The 22,959-nt window shown below is 39.5% G+C and carries 13 protein-coding genes and 2 riboswitches; of the genes, 2 read left to right on the top strand and 11 right to left on the bottom strand.

Features of this window, described 5'->3' with window-relative positions; translation table 11 throughout:
* Positions 1 to 101 precede the first annotated feature (101 nt).
* A riboswitch (cyclic di-GMP riboswitch) is annotated at positions 102 to 186 on the top strand.
* Positions 187 to 270: 84 nt separating this feature from the next.
* Positions 271 to 357, top strand: a riboswitch (cyclic di-GMP riboswitch).
* A 163-nt stretch (positions 358 to 520) separates the two neighbouring features.
* Positions 521 to 2,767: a DUF7601 domain-containing protein gene (locus ACOEN1_RS08210; protein WP_422486356.1), complete on the top strand. Its 2,247-nt coding sequence runs from the start codon at positions 521 to 523 to the stop codon at positions 2,765 to 2,767.
* A gap of 23 nt (positions 2,768 to 2,790) precedes the next feature.
* Here the strand turns inward: ACOEN1_RS08210 and ACOEN1_RS08205 are convergent, their stop codons facing one another.
* Entirely contained in the window at positions 2,791 to 4,650 is a 1,860-nt protein-coding gene (locus tag ACOEN1_RS08205; protein WP_422486354.1) for a polysaccharide biosynthesis protein, read from the bottom strand.
* Between the two features lie 52 nt (positions 4,651 to 4,702).
* On the bottom strand, positions 4,703 to 5,905 hold the full coding sequence (locus ACOEN1_RS08200; protein ID WP_422486352.1) for a GumC family protein: 1,203 nt from the start codon (positions 5,903 to 5,905) through the stop codon (positions 4,703 to 4,705).
* 230 nt (positions 5,906 to 6,135) lie between these two features.
* Here ACOEN1_RS08200 and ACOEN1_RS08195 point away from each other — a divergent pair, with 230 nt between their 5' ends.
* The gene (locus ACOEN1_RS08195) at positions 6,136 to 7,953 is read left to right on the top strand and encodes an O-antigen ligase family protein (protein WP_422486351.1); all 1,818 of its coding nucleotides are present in this window, start codon (positions 6,136 to 6,138) and stop codon (positions 7,951 to 7,953) included.
* Positions 7,954 to 7,999: 46 nt separating this feature from the next.
* On the opposite strand, the gene ACOEN1_RS08190 is transcribed toward ACOEN1_RS08195, so the two are convergent.
* From ACOEN1_RS08190 to ACOEN1_RS08150, 9 genes are all read right to left on the bottom strand, one after another.
* Positions 8,000 to 10,018 (bottom strand): 5'-nucleotidase C-terminal domain-containing protein, encoded by a 2,019-nt coding sequence (locus tag ACOEN1_RS08190; protein WP_422486349.1) that lies wholly within the window; start codon positions 10,016 to 10,018, stop codon positions 8,000 to 8,002.
* 122 nt (positions 10,019 to 10,140) lie between these two features.
* Entirely contained in the window at positions 10,141 to 12,657 is a 2,517-nt protein-coding gene (locus ACOEN1_RS08185) for an S-layer homology domain-containing protein (RefSeq protein WP_422486347.1), read from the bottom strand.
* A 117-nt stretch (positions 12,658 to 12,774) separates the two neighbouring features.
* A complete protein-coding gene (locus tag ACOEN1_RS08180; protein ID WP_422486345.1) occupies positions 12,775 to 13,839 on the bottom strand; it encodes a stalk domain-containing protein in 1,065 nt (354 codons plus the stop codon).
* A gap of 119 nt (positions 13,840 to 13,958) precedes the next feature.
* Positions 13,959 to 14,543, bottom strand: coding sequence for a TetR/AcrR family transcriptional regulator (locus ACOEN1_RS08175; protein WP_422486343.1), 585 nt, complete (start codon positions 14,541 to 14,543; stop codon positions 13,959 to 13,961).
* Positions 14,543 to 17,653, bottom strand: a complete 3,111-nt coding sequence (locus ACOEN1_RS08170; RefSeq protein ID WP_422486341.1) for an efflux RND transporter permease subunit — start codon at positions 17,651 to 17,653, stop codon at positions 14,543 to 14,545. Before ACOEN1_RS08170 ends, ACOEN1_RS08175 begins: the two co-directional genes overlap by 1 nt.
* 2 nt (positions 17,654 to 17,655) lie before the next feature.
* Positions 17,656 to 18,861, bottom strand: coding sequence for an efflux RND transporter periplasmic adaptor subunit (locus tag ACOEN1_RS08165; RefSeq protein WP_422486339.1), 1,206 nt, complete (start codon positions 18,859 to 18,861; stop codon positions 17,656 to 17,658).
* 151 nt (positions 18,862 to 19,012) lie between these two features.
* Positions 19,013 to 20,248 carry an efflux RND transporter periplasmic adaptor subunit gene (locus ACOEN1_RS08160; protein WP_422486337.1) on the bottom strand — a complete coding sequence of 412 codons (1,236 nt, stop codon included), beginning with the start codon at positions 20,246 to 20,248 and terminating at the stop codon, positions 19,013 to 19,015.
* Between the two features lie 28 nt (positions 20,249 to 20,276).
* Positions 20,277 to 22,634: an ABC transporter permease gene (locus tag ACOEN1_RS08155; protein ID WP_422486336.1), complete on the bottom strand. Its 2,358-nt coding sequence runs from the start codon at positions 22,632 to 22,634 to the stop codon at positions 20,277 to 20,279.
* A partial coding sequence (locus ACOEN1_RS08150; RefSeq protein ID WP_422486334.1) for an ATP-binding cassette domain-containing protein occupies positions 22,634 to 22,959 on the bottom strand: 326 nt, incomplete at its 5' end. The genes ACOEN1_RS08150 and ACOEN1_RS08155, both read right to left, overlap by 1 nt.

Below are 22,959 nucleotides of genomic sequence, written 5' to 3'. Positions count from 1 at the left end.
TATACCCCTGATGACAACGTTTTACCACTTTTTTGAATTTATGTTTTAATGCTATTGTGGTTTAGCCATTTAAAATAGTGGTATAAATAGGTTAAGATAGAACATAAAAAAGGCAAACCTGGTGAAAGTCAGGGGCGCAAAGCGGGAAGTCTAAAGCTATTAGGCTATGATAGTTCAGCTGCTATGTGAAAACATGGTAGCTTTTCGTATTTTAATGAGGAAATGTTTGTAAATGTTAGGATGTATTTACCAAATTTATTATAAGCCTCCAGCATACAAAGGCAAACTTGGCGAAAGCCAGGGGCGCAAAGCTCGAAGTCTAAAGCCCGTTCTGGGTATGGCCGTTCAGCTGCTATGTTAATTCATAGCGGCTTTTTATTTGGATAATTATAAGGGGATGAAGCTTATGGATAATAGTTGTTAGACTAATCAGAAGTAGAAATTAAAAGCTGAAAATTGCATGCACAATTACATAGACTCACAAACATAGAGTCTAAAAAAAAGAAAAGGAGTGAGAATGATGATGGGCAAGTATAGGAAACTATTAACCTTCCTTATAGCTTTATCAATGATACTAAGCATGCATGTATCTTTTGCTGTACAAGGCGGAGGAAATCTGGATCTTGAAGACCCTTATGTTGAACTAGCAAAGTTTGAATGGAAAGGGAACTCATGGAAAGCAGAAGGATCTAGCAATGGAATTACAGTAACAGGAAGTGCTATAGAAGTTGAGTTCGAAAGTGATGATTATCCTATTTATGCTGTAGTAATAAAAGGTGGAACAGATAACGATGTAATCTATTTTGATGATGGTGTTTACTCAGGAAGCTTTGACAACAGCGACCTAAGCAATCCTAGTGGAGAACCAGACCTTTCAAATATCACATTCTATACAAAGTATGTAGGAGAAATTGAAATCGAGAAAATCGTCACAGATGAGGATGATGAAGTAATACAAGATGATGACACAAAATTCAAGTTCAAGGTAGAGATGAAGGTTGAAGGTGAGTGGGGGGAAATTGATGACAGCCCCGTTATCCTAACCGGGAATGATTCAGATACTTTAACTGGACTTTCTCTTGGTATGTACAGAGTAACCGAAATTGACATTGATAGTGATTATACTCTTGATACTGACAACGAACTTGAGATTGAGTTAAAGAATAATGGCGATAGCAAATATGTATCATTTACCAATATAATGGACACTCCAGAAGATGGCTCACTTAGAATTATAAAATCAGTAGAAACACCTGGTCAAGCATCTGAAATAATTGACTCTACGGAATTCTCATTTATCGTTGAGATGTATGATGAGGATGCAAAAGAGTGGGTTGAACTAGAAGACAGTCCATTTGCTGTAGCTGGAGGCAGTTCTTTAGATTTGGATCTGCCACTTGGTAAATATAGAATTACTGAAGAATCAGAATTTGGCTATAGGCTAGATAGTGAAAATGAACTGGAAGTAGAACTTACAGAAGAAGAACCTGCAGATTCAGTTTTATTTACTAATGTTAAGATACCGGATGGTATGTTGACAATTATAAAATCAATAGTTACACCTGGTCAAGCATCTGAAATAGTCGACTCTACAGAATTCTCATTTATCGTTGAGATGTATGATGAGGATGCAGAAGAGTGGGTTGAACTAGAAGACAGTCCGTTTGTTGTAGCAGGAGGAAGCTCCTTAGATTTGGTTCTACCGCTTGGTGAGTACAGGGTTACTGAAGAATCAAAAACAGGCTACATTCTTAACGGTGAGAATGGACTTAAAGTAGAGCTTACAGAAAATGAGCCTGAAGATTCAGTTCTATTTGAAAACATGAAAGTTCCTCAAGGATCAATCGAAATTTCCAAGATATTGGTCGATGAGGATGATGAAGAAATTGATGATGATACTACCGAGTTTGAATTCAAGATAGAAATGATGGTAGAAGAAGATGAGGAAACCAGCTGGGTAGAAATTGATGAAAGTACCGTCCTACTAGAAGGTGGAGAATCTGAAACATTAACTGGTTTGCCTCTAGGTGAATATAGGGTAACAGAAATTAATATTCCAGAGGGATATATGCTTCACAGCGAAAGCGAAAATGAGCAAGAAACTAAACTTGAAAATGATGGTGATATGGGAGAAGCTATATTCACCAATGTTAGGGAAGAAGATACTCCTCCACCAGAGCTTGGTGAAATCGAAGTAACTAAGATAGTTCAAAACAGCTCAGGGAATAATATAAGCAGGAGTACTAGATTCTACTTTGAACTGCAAGTGCAAGGTGAAGGTGGCTGGGTAACCATTGATGATGGCTTTATTGATGGTAATGGAAGCTTAACCTTCGAAGATCTTGAAGATGGCCTATACAGAGTAAGAGAGGTTAGCATAAACAGTGCATTTAGACTTTTCTCAGACAATAATGTTGAAGCAGAAATCCTTGAAAGCTCCTCAGAGGAAGTTGAATTTATAAACAGACTTCGTCCACCACGTGATGACGACGATGATGATGAGGAAGAAGACGACGATGATGAACCTGAGGAAGATGACGATGAAGAAGTATTGACCATTGATACTGAACCTACTCCTCAATTACCACCAGTTATCGTTGTAGAACAACAGCCTGAACCAGAACAAGAACCAGAAGTTGAAGTAGTGGAAGAAGAAACTCCACAAGCTACACTTCCAGCAACTGGCGCTTCAGACCCAACAGTATTTGCAGGATTTGGAGCAGCGTTTATGGCACTTGGTCTTTATCTTAAGAAGAAAAGATTCTAAGACTTAAAAAAATGGTGTAAATCCTAACTAGGATTTACACCATTTTCATTTGTCTCTACATAGGTTGGAACCAACTTTTTAACGTAGTCCTTGGTTTTCTCATCTGATTCCGAGATTATGACCTCGTACAGTCTGTTAAGTTCTCCGCTTAGTTTCTCATAGTCAATTTTGGATTGCTTTGCAACAAAAATCTTGTTGTTCTTTGTCTCAAGTATTCCCTCTTCATCCAAAAGAAGTTCCTCAAATAGTTTTTCTCCGGGTCTTAAACCCACAATATCAATTGGGATTTCTGTAAATGGCTCAAATCCAGAAAGTCTTATCAAATCTTCTGCAAGATCCATAATTTTTACTGGCTCTCCCATATCAAGTACAAAAATCTCCCCACCTTTTGCCATTGCTCCAGCCTGTAATACAAGCTGAACAGCTTCAGGTATTGTCATAAAATATCTTATAACATCAGGGTGTGTAACCGTGACAGGTCCACCGGCCTCAATCTGCTTCTTGAAAAGAGGAATTACACTTCCATTGCTACCAAGAACATTACCAAACCTGACTGCAACAAATTCTGTATTGGAAAGTGGGTTCATAGATTGAACTAGTATCTCACACAATCTCTTGCTGGCACCCATAATGTTTGTTGGATTAACAGCTTTGTCAGTGGATATCATTACAAACCTATCCACTCCGGATTCGATGGCAGCCCTCGCCAGGTTCCATGTTCCAAATACATTGTTTTTTATCGCTTCCTTAGGACTATCTTCCATTAGAGGAACGTGTTTATGGGCAGCCGCATGGAAAATGATGTCTGGTCTCTCTCGTCTTATAAGTTCCCCAATTCTTTGTTTGTCTCTTACAGATGCTATATATACCTTTAGATTCAATTCTTTGTAGGTGTTTTTAAGCTCATTCTGGACATCATATGTAGTATTCTCATATATATCCACCATAACAATTTTTGAAGGCCTCTGAATAGCAATTTGTCTACATAGTTCTGATCCTATTGAACCTCCGCCTCCAGTAACCATAATGGCTTTCCCTCGAAGATTCTCCTTAACCTCATCAATATCAATCTTGATTTCCTCTCTTCCAAGAAGGTCCTCAATCTGAACCTCTCGTATTGAATTAACGCTTACCATTCCATCAATCAACTCATAGATCCCTGGAAGAATTTTGAGTTTTGCACCTGATTTCTTACTGATTCTAACGATTTCTGAAATCTCCACTTTTGATGCAGAAGGAATTGCTATTACAATTTCATCTATGCTGTACTTTTTAACGAGTTCAGGAATGTATTCCCTCCCGCCTTCAACGGGAACACCACTGATCCTTTGGCCTTGCTTAGCTCTGTCATCGTCCACAACAACTACTGGTGTGCTGGTGGAACTGTAATGATTCTTGTATTCCCTGATAATCATGGCACCTGCATCTCCTGCTCCGACTACCATGATTCGCTTTCTGACCTGTCCTTTTTTCTTGATTCCAAAATACATGGTACTTATACTTCTAACACTAAACCTGAAACCACCAATAAACATCATGTCAAACAATGTTGCAATGACATAAACGGATCTTGGCAACACAGATTGTTTTAGAAAAAGAACACTTATCATAAGCGCACTTGCTACTATACTCGCCGATACTATTTTTATCATCTCATTTATACTGGCATATCTCCAGATACTGGAGTAAAGCTTAAAGTAATAGAAGACAAGTATCTTGATTATTGTTATCAATATGAAATTTTCCCTGTAGACTACAAAATACTGCATAAACTGATCGTTTAATTGTCCCTCGAACCTTACGAATAGAGACAGCAAAATGGACAGATTGACAAGAAAAATATCTATCCCAAGCAGTATTATTCTATTTCTATGCCTTAACACACTACCCTCTCCTTAAGAAAACAAAGCCAGACCTCTCAGTCTGACTATTGCACTATGATAATCCTTTTTTACTGTCTACTTCAGACTGTTTCCAGTATTCTATAAAGAATGCAGCAAACACACCAATCATTAGTCCTAGTACCAGTCCAATTGCCATATTAAGTGCTTTTCGTGGACCAACTGGATTTACAGGAGCATAAGCTCTTGAAACCACAACAACACTAGCTTCACCAATCTGTGCAGACTCGGTAACTCTCAATTCTTCGTACTTTTTCAGGAATGATTCATAGATTCCCTTGGCTCTGTCAACTCTTTGGGTTATTATACTCTCTCTGTGATATTTATCCTGATATTCTACTCTTAGTTCCTCTACAGTTTTTTCAAGCTCTGGAATCATCCTATCCATACTATCAAGTTCACTTTCCACCTCAGCAAGCTCCATTCTTAAGGTGGTTTCACTTGAATCCAAAATCACTCTTCCCGTATTTTGGTTTAAGGTGAGGGAGCTTCCATTCCCAGGAGTATTTGATGAAACTTGTATTGAAGCATTTAATGCTTCTTTTCTGACTTCAAGGGAATTCTTATCAGTTTTAAACTCTGTAAGCTGAGTTAGAATAGCTTCCATCTCCATTGAAACTTCTTGGCTGCTTCTTGGCTGTGAAAGAAGCTCCTTTTGTTCAAGTAGTGCATCCTCATAATTGCTCTTTTCAATTTCCATTTGATTTGCAACATACTGAGATGACGCATTTGCTCTGCTCTTAGTGCTTTCAGTAACATACTTTATAAAATTCTCTCCCACGGAATTAACTATTGCAGCTGCCATTTCAGGGTCTGTGTCCTCAACTTTTATGGTAATAAGCTGAGTTTCCTTAACAGTTTCAAGCTGAATTTTTCTTGCCAGACTACCGATTGTATATATCTCCCCTAAATCAAGTTCCTCGATTGTCTTTCTTAATACCTCTGGTGTAGTTATCTGCTGCCTGTATGATTCAACATTCATTGTTGGAATATTTGTCATGGCATCAAGCAATTTGTCAACATCTCCATCTACTGCCATTTCAGTATTCTGGGGATTTACATTCGCTGCCATAAGCATCATTCTGGACTCATATGTAGACTCAAGTATTACGAAGCTATATATTCCAGCCAATAATACCGATGCAATTGTTATTATTGCTATTAATTTTTTTTGTCTTAACAGGGCTTCGATCAATTCCCTTAGACTTATCTCATCCTCATTATATTGCTGTTCCAATTTATTTCCTCCTCATCATGAACTCACACAAATATCATAACCCACACGTATGGAAAAATCAACCTGTTATATGGACGAATCGAATTTTATTTTATCATTAATTCACGTAGAATTCTATAGTTTCCTTTATTCTGAAACAGTTTTACGAATCTATTTTGATGTCTTTGTTAAATTTTCTATAGTTATGGTATAATATTAAAAGCAAATAGACAACGAACGGAGGATACATATTGAAAAATAAAAAGAAACGATCAAATAGAAACCATAATAATTACAATATATTCCTTGTAATACCTCTTGCACTGATTGCCGCAGTGGTTCCCTTGATAGTATTCCTTAAGGTCGTTCCACCAAACGGTGCTACTCTTATGTTTACAAACTATGCGGAGAATTTTGATTTCTTCTCATACTACAAAATGTACTGGCTGCTTATATTTACAGGATTTGGAGTTCTTTTATTCCTCTACAGAAAATTTTTCCTGGAGAATATTGAACTAAGAAGAAGTAAAATTTATTATCCAATGATTGCATATGGAGTATTGGTTATTTTATCCACATTGTTTGCAACCTACAGGCAGGTTTCCCTGCAAGGATTTGTGGACAGATATGAGAACATGTATGTATTGCTTGCATATATGGTGCTGGTTTTCCTGGGATATAACTTTATTGACAATGAAAAACAAGTTAAAGTCGTACTTTCATCTCTAGGGGCTTCAGCATTAGCAATGTTTGCTCTGGGCTTTTCTCAGTTCCTCGGGAAAGACTTTCTAATGACAGACCTTGGTAAGAAATTGATTCTACCTGCCCAATATGAGCATATCGCGGAAAGTCTTAGATTTACATTTGCATCAAGCCAGTCCATTTATGGAACGCTATATAATATCAACTACGTCGGCGTTTATATGAGTATGATCTTTGTTCTTGGGACTACGCTGTTTCTGCTTTTAAAGGATTACAGATACAAGATATTCTTTGGTATTGTAAGCGTAGCTTCCTTCCTTGCACTTCTTGGATCAAGATCAAGAGCCGGAATGTTTTCGATGGTTGTCTTTGGAATACTTATGATAATATTTTTCAGAAGACTTGTCATAAGACGTTGGAAATCATTTGCCATCATCGCAATTGCAGTTGGTGTTGTATTTGTTGGCGTGAATCAAACAGGAGATGGATTACTTGTTAACAGACTAAAAGCTGGTTATGAATCCCTCAAAACCTCTCAAGAGGCTGACTTAAAGGATATTGTGCTTGAAGATGATACAGCTGAGATTATATTCAAAGACTACTCAATGAAAATTACATTCTCAGAAAACTCATTTGCATTAATGGATGGTGATGGGAATCTAATTGAGGCAAGTGTCGAAGAAAATGTTATTATGCCTGCTATCGAACCGTTTAATTCTCACTCATTTGCAATAAAAGTTCATGAGGAAAATCCAGTTCTAGAGACTACAATATCAACCAACAGAGGAAGACGTAACATTAAGTTTGTTGAAGATGATGGAGAAATTAAGGTAATCGGCTATGGAGGAGAATATATCACTGATATCAGTGCCCCCTATGTTGGCTTTGAAGGTAGGGAAAGGCTTGCTTCAAGCAGAGGATATATATGGTCTAGAACAATCCCTATGCTGAAAGAAACTATCTTTATTGGTCATGGTGCAGATACCTATGCACTGCATTTTCCAAACAATGACTATGTTGGAAAGTTCCTTGGCTTTACAAGCACAAATACCATTGTTGACAAGCCACATAGCATGTATCTTCAAAGCGCTGTAAATACAGGTATTCTTTCAGTTCTTGCACTTCTGGTTCTCTTTGGGATGTATATTGTATCAAGCTTTCAGGCATACTTCTTTAAAAGAGATTATGATGATTTTATCGACACTGCAGGACTGGCAATTTTTATGGCTGTTGTAATCTATCTTTTCACTGGTATTTCCAACGACAGCACTGTATCCGTTGCTCCGGTCTTTTGGACACTTCTTGGTATTGGATTTATCCTCAACAAGAAAACAATTGAACGAGATAGAAAAAATGAAGCTGACTAAAGCTTTGGAGCACTTCTTAAGAAGTGCTCCATTTTTAATAGCTTATTTAGTTTCTTGGAATCATTATCTTCTGACCAGGGTAGATTAGATTTGGATTTGCTAGCTCATTGTACTCAGCAAGCATTCTCCAATCCACTCCATAAGTCGCTCCAATCTTTGATAACCAATCCCCAGGCTTGACGATATATTCAATATCATCTCCTGTTGGCTCTGGTACTGGAGCAGGCTCTGGTTCTGGTGCGGGTTCTACAGGTGTTACCTCTATTCCATATTCTGCAAGCACCTCATCAGGAATAAGTCCCTGAAGGATCATATCATTGGCATTAATAGCCTCTGCATTGTAGCTTCTTCCATCCTCTGATACAGGAACTTCAAGATTTCCAGCAATAATCTGATCAATCAAGTATGGTCTTAAAGGATGCTCAAGGTCAGCTCCTACAATCTCCCAGTTGTTGTCAACCTCAGGAGCAATTGGAGTATTTTCTGCAATATAGTCAGCTATATAGCTTCTAAGTGATTTTGGATCTGATTCAAAATATGGCTCTCCGCTTATTACTCCCATATCCTTAAGTCCACCGTATCTGTAGTTGTTTATTGCCAATTTTAGTGTGTCCTCAGGAAGTACAGGCTCTCCTCCAAACATAAGGTCTACTATTCTCTCCCCAGCAGGTTTGGTTACATCAACCTTGTATTCCACTCCCTGGAACATATCATAATTGTAGCCTCTTATGTTTGGATTAAAGCTTATATTGATATCACCAGGTGTATATGTGTTGTAGTAGCTTGCTGACCACTCCATGTAATCCTTAAGTTCTTCTCCTGTTACCTCAATGCCTATAAGTGTATTTGGATACTTGTAGATTCCAAAAATATCTGCATATGTTACATCTCCAGCCTCTAGGTTTGAGTTCGGACTGAACAATGCGGCTCCTGCAACATCAGCACCAGTTGCTTCAAGCTGTACGTTGTTAATCAGATCAATAACTGCAGTGTCTCTTATCTGTGCCTCAGGAATTCCAGGAATTTCTGAAGGAGGCGCAAAATCTGCTTCTACTTGTCCGATAACATCAACCAGAAAATCCAATGTATTCTGATGATACTCTGCTGCATATTCTCTCAACTCTTCACTTGCCGGATATTCCAGTACATCTATTACTTCTACTCTACTATCCGCTATTGTCCACTCTTCCCCATCCATTACAAGATCAAAGTCAAATCTAACAACCTGTCTTCCTGCATCTTTTGCAGCTCCAACAAGTGTATTGCCAACCTTCTGGCTTTCAGTCACATGAGCATGACCGGTAAGCACTCCAGCTATCTCTGGATATTCTGCCACAAAAATCTCTGCTCCGTCTCCTGAGCCATCGTACTCCTCTTCATAGCCTATATGGGATGTTACAAATATTATATCTGCTCCCTCTTCCTTCATCTTGTCAATATGCTCTCCAACAGAGTCTACAGGCTTGTCAAATTGGAGTGAGGTTACCTTGGGTCCATCCCATCTTGGAATATTTGGATTAGTTATTCCAAGTATTCCAACATTTACACCTGCTATCTCCTTGATGACATAAGGCATTCCTGTCAGGTACTCTCCGCTCTCTGAATACTTCACATTTGCTCCAAGTATTGGGAACTCTGCTTCTTCTACAATCTTATCAACAAGCTCTAGTCCAAAGTTGAACTCATGGTTTCCAAGGACCATTGCGTCATACTCCATGAAGTTCATCACATCGATTACCGGATTTGCCAGTTCCAACTTTGTGTTGTAAAGGTCGTCTGAAAGAATTGTACCCTGGATTGTGTCACCGTTGTCCACAAGCAGGGTGTTTGGATTATCTTCCCTGATTGACTGGATGACAGAATACACCTTCGTCATTCCTCGGTCTTCAACATCCTTTCCGTCTTCATAGGAATAGTTATAGATATTGGCATGCAGGTCTGTGGTTCCAATAATGGTTATTGTAACCTCATGACCATCAGCAAGTACCCCTACAGGCATTGCAAATGTACCAAGCACCATTACAAGCGCAAGGGCAATGCTTAAAAACTTTTTGTTAAAATACATCTGGACATTCCTCCTCTATGTGATTTTATAGCCTACAACTATATTTTAGCCAATATTTCGAAAATTAAACAGCAAAAAAACAACAAGGCAAGAATTTTATCTCGCCTTGCTATTTTTTAGGTCTATCTTACAAATATTATCTCAATTTCAACATCTACTTCTGGGTTAAATATAACAGCTATCATATCTCCATCATCCACAGATGTCGCTCCGAATACTTCATAATCAGGGGCAAGCCAGAATTCTTCTTCTGTTCCATCAATATCAAGTGTGATTCTCTCATTCCTGGTATCAATGTCAATTACCTGGTATTCTTCGCTTTCAGAATCCAGAAGAATCTCAGCATCTATGACCATTCCATTTTCAAGGGTAAATCTTACAAGCTCACCTGAATCAAGCTCAGGTATCACTGCAAACTCAGCAATATCAATCTCCATTGTGTCGCCTTCAGAATTCTCACCTTCTACTGAATCATCTCTATCTGGATCATATGCAAATTCAAGAAGCAAAGTTTCTTTCTCTACGAATTCATCATCAAGCACAAAGTCTGTAAATACTATTGTGTGAGCAATCTCATCAGAATTTCCAAAATTCATTTCATTTCCTACGTCCATAATAGTGAATTCCTCGTTGGTGATTACATAGGCTCTCAAATCCGAATCCTGCTCAGCCATATCAAGAACATTCTCCATTGTCATGGCATCTATTCTTGTCACAACATCTCCCTGAAGATTTAAAACAAATATATTGGTATTATCATTGTAATCATAGGTATCGTCAGCAAGTCTGATGTCCATGTTTTCAAGGTCAATATCAAATCTATCTCTTGCATCTCTCAGTACCAGTTCTGCATCATCATCAATATCCACAGGATCAGCTATCCTTACAATCCTATCTACTATGTTATCGTCATAGACCAGATACGCAATTATCCCTCTGTAAAAATCGGCCATATTTCCTTCTGTAGAGGGATTCCTCATAAGGACTGAATAATTATCTGTTCTGTAACTTTCCTCTGAGCCATCCTTCTCGATTACATAAATATCTCTTGTCCCAGAATCCATTACAAGAACTGTCTTTTCATTGTACTCCAGCTCACCTGAAATCAGTTGAAGTGAATCATTTACATCCAGAATGAACATTACATCCTCGTCTTCCAGATATTCCAAAAGGCCATCAGCATTTATATCAAACAATGTGAAGAATCCTGTTCCATTAAGGGAATAAACCGGTCTCTTGTTGTTTGTTGCTCTTATTTGGAAGAGCTCATCATCTATTTCAACGTAAAACACATCACTGGACTCTCTAATTCGCTCATACTCACCAGTGAATTGTCCATCTGTCCTTACAATTCCAAAATCATCATATACATGCAGGACATCCCCTACAGATACATCTTCAAGTCCCATGGTCATGAAATCACCATTCTCAAAGCCGACTACTGAATCAAGAAAATACACATCCTCATCTGCTGAAGGATAATCGCTTCTTACATAAAGCTCTTCACCATCATCTTCCACATCAATTACAGGAGCAATGTCATCAAACATATATGACTCAATAAAGAAAACAACATCGTCTTTAACGGTTACTCTGGCAAATTCAGCAACAAAAGAACCATCCAGGGTACCGTCTGAACTGTCATTATCCTCAACGTAATCAAGGTAGCCATAAGCTTCCTCATTAAGGTACACACCATAAAGCTGTTCGATTGATCTTGAAGAACTAGCTTCCTCTATTACATCAAAATAATCACCTGTATTTAGCATTACTTCAAGATCCATTGCTGCAAAAGGTCCCGTGTAATAGTCAAAGCTTGTATCTATTACTGCACTTAAAATATTGTCATCCTTGTCAATTGTTATATCTGCTACCTTTCCAAGAAGCATCTCCGAATCCATATCTGGACTTAAGACCAGGAGTTCCTCATCATCCTTTTCATATCTCAACTCAGCCTCTGGTGAATTTTCGCCTTCAGCAAGAATAACCACCATTACCTCATTTTCATCAAGGTCTCCAATTCTCTCGTTTTCTACAAATATTGCCTTGTATACTTCTCTGTCAGCCATTAGTCTTTTCATTACCGTATTATAGACCATCTCAAAGACCTTTTCTCTTGAGGCAGCTGCATTGTAATCACTGCCCGGAATAGTTACTCCCTCAGTAATCCCTTGTTCAATTGCTTCAATTATATAGGGAGTTGCCCAGAAATCACCAGTAAAATTGCTGGTGTCGACTTCCGTCTCTGTTGTCCTTACAAGAATCGTGATCAGCTCAGCATAGGAAATATTTCTGTCTGGACCAAATGTTCCATTTGGGTATCCATTAACATATTCCATGCTGGTAGCATAGTTTACATATCCATTTGCCCAATGGCTTACTGGAACATCCGAAAAGGCGCTAGGTATTGTTTCAAGCAACACTGCAGCTGATTCGGCATCAAGAGCCCTTGTCACCATTGCTGCTACCTCTGATCGTCTGATTGGGTCATTCAACCTGTACCCACCTGAATCTCCAAGAACTAGACCTTCTTCTATCAACCAATCTACCTTTTCATTCCCTGTCTGTGCACTTACAAAGCTGAATGATCCCAGGATCATTACAAGTACTAGCATCAGGGATAATATTTTTTTGTTCATTATACCACTCCTCCTCTACGTTTTATCTCGCAATTTATATATACCCATTATTGGCCAAAAGGGAACAAAAAGGAGATGCCGAATAGACATCTCTTGTTAATCATGCTTCATTAAATTCTATAAATCTCTATTAAAATCCACATCGCCATCGCTGAATATATCAAAATCAACTATCTCAGAATTGTCATACTCATCCTCGATAAATCCTGTGATATCAGCATCTGGGAACTCATTAAGGATATCATCAATCATGTCCTGTAGGAAGTTTTCAATTTCTGTATCACTGATATCATCAGTCCAGTACTCAAAGTCAGGTGTATCTGTCAAATCAACATAGATTTCTACCTCTATATCATCTTCATCTCCATCAATAATTATATTCTCAATATCGATTCCTTCGATATCCCTGTAATCATCTATAAGCTGGTCCTCAAGGTCACCAAGGTCTCCTGATGCACTGCTTCCACCACCAAGGTCCACATCTCCTCTTGTGTCTATTCCAAAGGATTCAAGTTCCTTATCATCATATTCATCTTCTATGAATCCTGTAATATCTGCATCTGGATACTCATCAAGAATATCATCAACAATATCCTGAAGGAAATCTTCGATGTCAGCATCACTTAAAGCTTTCCATGCATCCCACTGTGAGGAGCTGGTAGTATCAATATAGATTTCTACCTCTATGTCATCCTCATCTCCGTCAAGGATTATATCCTCAACATCAACACCATCAAACTCATCATAGTCATCGTTAAGTGCATCTTCCAAATCTCCAAGATCCATGGATGATGATTCCTGCTCTTCCAGTTCATCCTCAAGTTCAGCAATTCTTGCCTCTAGAATAAGTATCTCATATTGAGCTGCCGCACTATTACCTGCTGCATCTCCAGTGATATCGATTCGGTAGGTTTGTGGATTGAATCCTACTTCGTATCCAAACATCTGAGCAATTCCTCTAAGCGGAACATAAATTGTACCATCGACGATAAACGGCTCAACAACCTTACCATTTACATCTGTTGCCTGTTTGTACTCACTATTAACAAAGATCGAGATATTTCTGTACTGGGCTTCCATAGTCTTTCCCATCCACGCAGCAAATCCTGTTGATGAAAATGCCATTGTAAGCATAAGTACTGCTACAACTAATGCAATCCTTCTGTTTCTCTTGTTTTTCATCACATTTCCCTCCCATTAGTATTTCACTATTCTATCTACTATATTTTAACCTGAAGTGATATGTTTGTCAAAGTAATAACGCGGTGAAACGTTGATTGTAACACTTCTGTAACCGAAAACTAAATCCCTATTCCCTTAAAAATTATATCTATAACTGGCTCAGGGTCAATTTTCTCTGGCTTTTTCTTATCTACAATGCACTGAATGGCATAATTTTCGTTTATTGCCCCAAGGATTATTGCTGTGGAGGTTCTTGTATCAAGATCTTCCCTAAGTTCACCTGACTCAACACCGCTTTTTAGGATATCCTCAATCATCCTGAAGACTTCCATCTTCCAGGCCATCATCTCTTTTTTTATTTCTTCTGAGACACTGTTTGATTCTGACATTGTATTTTCAGCAAGTTCCATATGGCTTTTAATGAAGCTTCCATGGTTTCTGGCGAATGCAAGGAGTTTTTCCCTGCATCCATTGCCAGTATGGAGTGCTTCTTTTACGTCATTTTGATAATCCATTGCTATAAACCTAAGCATTTCCTCAAAAAGGTCCTTCTTGCTGTCAAAATACTCGTAAACTGTACTTTTCCCAATTTCAGCAGCCTCCGCAATTTCTCCCATCTTAGCCCTGTGGTATCCTTTGCTGCCGAATACATCCATAGCGGCTTCAATAATCTGTTTTCTTCTTTCTTCTCTTACTCCAGACATTACAGAGCCTCGCTTTCTGACTCTTCATTTCTTTTGACTTTATTCTTAACCTTGGTTGACATATCATCAAGAATTGTATACATGACCGGTACAACTACAAGAGTTAGGACTGTTGAAAGAATCAATCCACCGATTACAACGCTTCCCAGAGGAGCCATCAGCTCTGCTCCTTCACCAACTCCCAATGCAATTGGAATAAGACCAAGAATAGTCGTAAGACTCGTCATAAGGATTGGTCTAAGTCTGATTGGCCCTGCAGTTTTTATGGCCTCTTGTCTCTCTATTCCTCTTTTTCTCAAGGTATTGATATAATCAATAAGGACTATACCATTGTTTACAACTATACCTGAAAGTATGATAACACCAATCAAGGCTGTGACACCAAGAGACCTTCCTGTAAGGAACAGACCAAGGGCACCACCTGAGAATGCAAGTGGAATTGTAAACATTATTATAAAGGGATAAATCAAGGACTCAAACTGAGCTGCCATTACCATGTATATCAGAATCAAAGCAAGAACCAATGCCAATCCAAGCTGCTGGAATGCATCAATCATTTCTTCATTTTCCCCACCAATGCTGTAGCTGTAGCCTTCAGGCATCTGATACTGGGCAAGCTCTCCTTCAACATCAGATACTATACTGTTAAGGTCTCTGTCAACAATCTGGCTGTTTATAGTTACAACCCTTTCCTGATTCTCCCTGTTTATTGATGTTGGTCCTCTTTCGATTGACACATCTGCAATTTGACTAAGGGGTATATTGCTTCCCATTGGGGTTGATATTTCCATCTGTTCAAAGTTTCCGATGCTTTCTGTTATATCTCCAACTGACCTTATTACCACATCAATCTCTTCTCCACCGTCCTTAAGTCTTGTTACGGTGCTTCCCGATGCGTTGTTCCTTACACTGTTTGCAACCTGTGCAGTTGTTAGTCCATATGTTGCAGCCATCTCCTTGTCCACAAGAACCTGAAGCTCAGGAACTGAATCACTTATGCTTGTGGTGACTTCCCTTGTTCCTTCGACGGATTCAACTATGCTCTTTAAATCCTCTGAAATATCTTCCAGAACATCCAACTCAGAACCTTTGATTGTTATGCTCACTGGATTACCTGAGCCTATCATAGCAGTTGTCGATGTAGCTGATACTGAAATCTCAGCTCCTGGGATATCTTTAGCCAGCTGTCTTATTTCTTCTGAGACTTCAGACGTTGAACGGTCTCTTTCTGATAAAGGCACCAGCAGCAATGATATCGTGGCGCTTCCTCCACCTCCGGGTCCCATCATCAAGTTTCCTCCGCCTACACTTGTTGATATGATCTGCAGCTCAGGTATTTCGACAATCCTCTCTTCGACTTGCCTTGTTACCTGGTCTATCTTCTCAATACCTGAACCAAGTGGCAGATCCACAGATATATTTATGATACCTTCGTCAGTTGATGGTAGAAATTCCATCCCTACAACAAGAAGGCTCGCTATACTCCCGATAAATACTGCCAGCGCAATAAACATTGTTATTTTTCTTCTTGCAAGACTTTTGGTAAGAAGCTTGGTATAGGTCTTCTCAACCCTACCATATATGTCATCAAAGGCCTTGTACAATTTCTCCAGCTTTCTCTTCTTGCCCTTTTCAGTATCAGCTACCTTCAGTATCTTTGATGATAGCATTGGAATAATGGTCAGAGACACAAGTAGGGATGCAGCCAGTGATAGCGTTACAGTAAGTGCAAAGTCCCTAAAAATTGTACCTACAATTCCCTCAACAAAAATTATTGGTACAAAGACTGCAATTGTGGTAAGGGTTGAAGCAGTAATTGCCATTCCAACCTCTGATGCTCCCTCTATGGCAGACTCCTCCCTTGAGTGGCCTTCAGAGTTGTAGCGGAATATATTCTCAAGCACAACTATGGCGCTGTCAACGAGCATACCCACCGCAAGGGCCAGTCCTCCCAATGTCATTATATTTAATGTTATACCATTAAAGTACAACAGAATAAAAGATGTTATCAATGAAATTGGTATAGCTATACCAATTATCAGTGTAGTCCTAAGGTTCTTAAGGAAAATATACAGAATGAAAACTGCAAGAAGTGAACCAAATAATGCATTTTTGGCAACAGTATTGATTGACTGAACAATGAAATCAGCTGTATCAAGAACTACGTCAATCTGTACATTTGGATAATCTCTTTGAAGTTTTTCAATTTCTTCACTTATCAACTCCGATACCTGAACAGTATTTCGTCCAGATTGTTTTTGAAGGGACATTGTAATACTGTCATTTCCATCAGTCCTTGATATTGTACCCAGGTCCTGTGTAACAAGATTTACTTCAGATATATCCCCAAGTCTTATTACATCTCCTGAGCTGAGTGGTACAGGCATGTTCCTGATATCATCTATACCCTCGAATTCTCCCGTAACCCTAACTGAAAGCTCTTGATCCCCTTTACTGACACTTCCCCCAGGAAGATTCATATTTGATGCAGCAAGCAGCTGAGTCAATTGACCAGTACTTAGACCATAGTTTGACAGCTCATTCTGATTAACTGCAATTTCAATCTCTCTTGAATAGCCTCCAAATATATCTACTGAGGCAACCCCGTCTATCCTTTCAAGCCTTTGACTGAAGGTATCCTCAGCAAGGTCTTGTAGCCCGGCAAGGTCTCCTTCAGTTGACAGTGAAATCTGAACTATTGGCATAGCATTGGGGTCAATTTTCATAACCATTGGATCCTCAGCATCCTCTGGAAGGAATCCCTTGACCATATCAACTTTCTCACGCATTTCAAGAGCAGCCATATCCATATCAACACCAAAGTTGAACTGGGCAATTATTATCGAAGTCCCTTCCGATGATATTGAAGAAACATTATCAATGTTTACAACTGTTGCTATTGCACCCTCGATCTGTCGTGTTATAAGATTCTCCATTTCCTGTGGTCCCGTTCCCGAGTAAGTGGTAACAACTACTGCAACCGGTACCTCAAACTCAGGAAACAGGTCGATTGGAAGCTCCGTTAGGGATATTGCACCAATTAGAACCACGATTAGGACAATCATGGTAATGGTGACCGGTCGTTTTACTGACAGTTTAGATAAATTCATATCTATTCACCCCTTACGACTTTCACAACAACTCCATCAGAAACATAGTGCTGACCTTCAACTATTACCATGTCACCTTGTGACAAGCCTGAAGTGATCTGAACCTGATCTCCCGTGTCAAGACCAATCTTGACTTCCTTCTCAACAGCCTTATTCTCCTGGACTATATATATGATTTTCCTTCCGTCCTTATCAAGCACGGCATTTGAATCAATTACAAGTGTATCCTCAGCCTTGTCAATACTGAGCTTAACCGAACCGGTCATTCCTGATCTTATTCCATATTCAGCATTATTTACATAAATTCTAACTTCATAAAGCTTGTTCATTGGATCAGCGGTCTGGCTGACATAGTCAATCACACTGTCGACATAACCCTCAAAAGCTGCAGGTACTGCAATTTCGACTTCCTGGCCTTCTTCAAGCCTGTTTACAATATTTTCCACAACATTTATCCTTACATAGACGGTATCTGTGTTCGTAATTGTTGCCGCGGGCTGACCGCTTGCAGCAATCTGTCCCTCCTTGACATTAAGAGTGGATACAATGCCAGTCATGGGTGAAAGGACTACGGTATTGCTTAATCCGCTTTGCGCCTGCTGATAGGAAATCTGAGCCTGCTGAAGCTGCTCCTGAGCCTGTTGGTATGAGATTTGGGCCTGGTTAACCTGTGATTGCAGTGCATCAAGATTAAGCTGACTTGCGCTGAGCTCTGCCTGTTCAAGCTGTGATTTTGATACAGCTCCTTCTTCATAAAGGATTCTTGTTCTTTCAAGATTTAACTGGGCATTCTGGATCTTTTCCTTGTTCAATTCATAGTTGATCTTTGCTGAATTCAGCCCGTTTGCTGCCTGGTCAACACTTTTTCTTGCGATGTCAACTCCATTGGCAGCCTGAGATACACTCAGGTTCATATCCTTCTGCTCAACTGTGAAAAGGACATCTCCTTCGCTGATCTGGTCTCCAAGCGCTACATTCAGAGATGTTACGGTTCCCATTGCCTTTGGCATTACGGAAACCTCTTCACTTGCTGAAACCTTTCCGTTGATTGTAACTGAATTCTCAATTGTTCCAAGCTCAGCAGCCTTAGTTTGAACAGATGTAAAGCTTTCTACTTCCGCTTCATCTTCATTGCCTCCAGCACAACCTGAGGCAAATGCAGCTATCATTATCATTACTATAAGTAGTGATATTATTCTCTTATTCATATAAACTCCTCCTGATCTAATATATATAATCCAAAAACCGAATGGTCGGTCGGTAGAATCTATTATATATTAAAAGAAGAGAATTCTCAATGCGAATTCTCTTCTTTTAATATATAATTTTTAATTGCCTTTAGTCTTTCAATTGTGAATTTTATTCTACTATCACTTCAATTTTACTTCCCTCTTCCAGTTCCCCATCAGGAGACATTATTACAACCTCTCCTTCTACAAGACCCGATAAAACCTCAAACACTCTTCCACTTTGTATCCCAGTCTGAATTTCTCTTAACTCTGCGATCCCTACTGCATCTACAAACACATAGTCCTTGTGGTTCATTGTAAACACCGCATTCTCAGGAATTATCAAGGTATCACCACTGGATTCAGTAATTATTCTTACCTGTAAATCATATCCTGGCTTTAATAAATCGGGGATGGTGTCCATCTGGATTTCGACGGTTATTCTCTTCTGTTCAACTCCAAGATCGGATATCTTGCTGAATGCATTGGGATGTATTTTCTGTACCTTTCCAGTTGCTTCAATTCCAAGATCTTCATTTAGCAACTTAACAGCCAATCCTACCTCTATATCTGAAATCTCGCTTACAAGGATATCACTCTGGATGTAAAGATTATCTGTATCCCCAAGCTCCATCAGACTCATTCCAGGTTGAAGGAAGCTTCCCTCCTGCACTGTCTTCTGAAGAACAGTTCCAGTTGTACCTGCCACGATTGTGTAGTCATCTCCTGAACTTGAAATCTCCTGCTTCTGAAGGTCAATCTGTCTTATCTGTGCTTCGTACTGGGCAATCAGGTTTCCAGATACAGGACTATTCAACTGGTTCAGCTGAAGCTTCATCTTTGCCAGGTTTGTCATCTGGTTTTCTATGCTTCTTTCTGATGCTCTTAACTGGTCCTGACTTATTGCTCCTGCCTCATATAGAGTTCTGGTATCCAAAAACTTCTCTTCCTCTTGCTGGATTGTTCCTTCCATCTGCTCAATATCCAGCTGCAAACTTCTGATGGCATTGGCGTTACCTGCTTTTTTTGCCTCGTTAAGTTGAGCAACCGCTGCGCTTCTCTGGGCATCCAGCTGGGCAAGCTGTAGGGACAAGGTTTCCCCGTCTAGCGTCGCAAGGACATCACCCTCAACAACTGTATCACCTACATCAACAAGGACCTCTGTGACCTTCCCAGATGCCGGAGAGTAGACCTGGATATTGTTTCTTGCCATGACAGTTCCTGTTTCCTCAACATACTCCTCAATGCTTCCTTTTGAAGTTTCTGCTCCGTTTACCTGGAGTCCGTCTCCTCCTCTCAGTAAGAAGAATGCCACCGCTCCAGCCACAACAACCAAGGCTCCAATAATTATAATCTTCTTTTTCATCATCTCACATCCCCGTAATAGATTAGAATCATGATATCCTGTTTTTCAATGCATCTATAAAATTCAAGTTCTTGATCTTCTTATATGTTGCCATCTGGGCAACAATCACAAATACCACTGTTGCAATCCCTGAATATACATACACAAAGGGTTCGATTACAGCAGGTATGGTATACATTTCTGTTGATACCGCATCCACAAGTCCTGTACACATTGCATACCCAATTGGCACACCCAGTATCAAACCGAAAAAGGTCATTAGGGAATTCTCCCTAGTAATCAATTTGAATATTTCCTTCTTTTCAAAGCCCAGAATCCTTAAGGATGAGAACTCCATTATCCTCTCGTTTATGCTTACAATGGTAATATTGTAGACAATTGCAAAGCCTAAAATTCCACCAAATATCATCATGGTACCCATCGATGCAATAATCATATCCATATACTCCATTATCATATCCCTCATATCCTGTACTGAGTTTATTGCCTTGATGTTCTTGACATCCCGAAGGTCAGGAACGATATCTGTGTCTGTAAAGGCAAGAGCTCCTGTGATAATATCCCTTTCCCCTACCATGTCATACATCTGCTCTATGTCCATATATGCATTCTTTCCAAAGTACTGCTCTACAACAGCCTTGACTTCAATTGTCTTATTGGGTACTCCTGGAAGAACACTGTTGATTTCAATTATATCTCCTGCTTCTGCCTTCAGTTGTCTTGCAAGTATGTCTGTAATGATTATCCCCTTCTGAGGAAGTTCGATCTGCCTTCCTGATGGGGTTCTAAAGCCATACATCCTGGTATCCCTTTGAATAGCTATGACATTTACTATCTCTTTTCTCCAGCCATCCGTCAGCTCAAATGGAAGCTCCACCTTAGGCTCAATATATTCAATCTGGGTAAGTTGCTGCAATTCAAGAAGTACGCTTTCTTCAAGTGGCACCGAGAAATCTATGCTGTAATCCATCTTCTGCAGCTCAGTGTACTGCTTGTCAAACAAGGTGTCCCATACTGTTGACATAAATACCGGTATCATTGTTATTGCAAAGGTCAAGGCAATACCAATTACTAGGAAGAATGCCCGACGTTTTGTTCTTGAAATATTTCTAAGCACCATCTTCCAGCTAAATGTGAGCCTTCTCCAGAAGCCCTTGAAATTTTCAATCCACATTCTCTTGCCTGCTTTTGGAGTCTCCGGTCTCATTGCATCAGCCGGTGATATCTTCAAGACGCTTCTTGCCCCAAACAATCCTGCAGTTACACAAAATATTGTGGTTAGAATTGTTCCGTATATAAGGTACTTGTTGTCTATTACTGATCTGAATAGTGGAATATTCATGTATTGGATATATATGCCAACCATCATTCTTGATACAGGAATACTAAGCAGAATCCCAATAATCGATCCAGTCAAGCCAATCGCCATGGAATACTTGACATAATGCATCAGAATCTGCCCTGTGCTATATCCTAGTCCCTTTAAGACCCCAATACCGATTCTATCCTTCTTCACTATCCTTGAAAGCATGATACTGATTACAACAGAAGCAACAAGAAGAAATATTATGGTCATTGACTGGGACATCAGCTGTAGGGATTCCACCTCCTGGATCATTACACTGTGGCTAAGGTGATCCTCTCTTGTTACAATACTTCTAATTCCAAATCTGTCCAGCTGATTCTCAATATCATCAGCGATGATATCTATCCTGTTTTCCTGATCTTCATCAATTGTAACTATAATGTTATTGTAGCTTCCATGAAAACCAAAGGCTGACTGTGCAAACTCCTCAGGGACGTATAATACCCCAAATCCCTTTTCATCAGGCAGCAAAGCCTGTTCATTCTCCATCAAATATATGTACTCAGGACTTCCTACCTGGGCAACAACCTCCAGGGAATATTCCGTCCCACCGATATATGGCCGAAGTGTATCACCTATCTCCATATCACGGCCTATAAAAAACTGCTTAAGTACAGAGGTGGTTCTTGTTCCTGGACGGAGTTCTTCTCCTTCGAGAACTAAGAGGCTGTTGATTTGGTCCTCATTTGATGGAACTGATATGATTCTTGCATTGACCTTCTCATTGGGGTCTTCCACTCGCAATGGAACATCAGATACTACCCTTCCCTGAACCTGTTTTACACCATCTATTGAAAGCAGGTCATCAACTTCATTGCCAGGAACCCTGTTAACATCCACAAATATATGTGCAAAATTGGTCTCATCATAGTATTGGAATATGGAATTATACAGCTGATCTGCAACCATTGAAAAGGATACATAAACTATCAATGCCACTATAACAACAATGGTCAGGGAAATAAACTGCCCCTTGGAATGTCCAATTGTGCGAAGAAGTCTTTTATCCAGCTTTTTCATCACCATACAATCCTTTCAGGGTCGATTGGATCCTTGTTCTCCGTTATTTCAATTATTTCACCACTCCGCATCTTAATGACCCGATCAGCCATTTCACCGATTGGCACGTTGTGGGTTATTATTACTACTGTTTTATTATACTTTTTATTAATCTCCTTAAGAAGTCCCAGAATCTTGATTCCCGTCTCAAAATCTAGGGCTCCTGTTGGTTCATCACAAAGCAGAAGGTCAGCATTCTTTGCAACAGCCCTTGCGATGGCAACACGCTGCTGCTCTCCACCAGACATCTGTGAAGGGAAGTGGTCTTTTCTGTCTCCAAGCCCAA

Source organism: Gudongella sp. DL1XJH-153 (genome assembly GCF_049310905.1).
GTDB lineage: Bacteria > Bacillota > Clostridia > Tissierellales > Tissierellaceae > Gudongella.
Note: the sequence above shows the minus strand (reverse complement) of the source record. Positions and strands in the feature narration are given on the sequence as shown.

Coding starts and splice junctions, on each gene's coding strand:
- ACOEN1_RS08210 (WP_422486356.1), top strand. CDS start 521: ATGATGGGCAAGTATAGGAAACTATTAACCTTCCTTATAGCTTTATCA.
- ACOEN1_RS08190 (WP_422486349.1), bottom strand. CDS start 10,018: ATGTATTTTAACAAAAAGTTTTTAAGCATTGCCCTTGCGCTTGTAATG.
- ACOEN1_RS08185 (WP_422486347.1), bottom strand. CDS start 12,657: ATGAACAAAAAAATATTATCCCTGATGCTAGTACTTGTAATGATCCTG.
- ACOEN1_RS08180 (WP_422486345.1), bottom strand. CDS start 13,839: ATGAAAAACAAGAGAAACAGAAGGATTGCATTAGTTGTAGCAGTACTT.
- ACOEN1_RS08175 (WP_422486343.1), bottom strand. CDS start 14,543: ATGTCTGGAGTAAGAGAAGAAAGAAGAAAACAGATTATTGAAGCCGCT.
- ACOEN1_RS08170 (WP_422486341.1), bottom strand. CDS start 17,653: ATGAATTTATCTAAACTGTCAGTAAAACGACCGGTCACCATTACCATG.
- ACOEN1_RS08165 (WP_422486339.1), bottom strand. CDS start 18,861: ATGAATAAGAGAATAATATCACTACTTATAGTAATGATAATGATAGCT.
- ACOEN1_RS08160 (WP_422486337.1), bottom strand. CDS start 20,248: ATGAAAAAGAAGATTATAATTATTGGAGCCTTGGTTGTTGTGGCTGGA.
- ACOEN1_RS08155 (WP_422486336.1), bottom strand. CDS start 22,634: ATGAAAAAGCTGGATAAAAGACTTCTTCGCACAATTGGACATTCCAAG.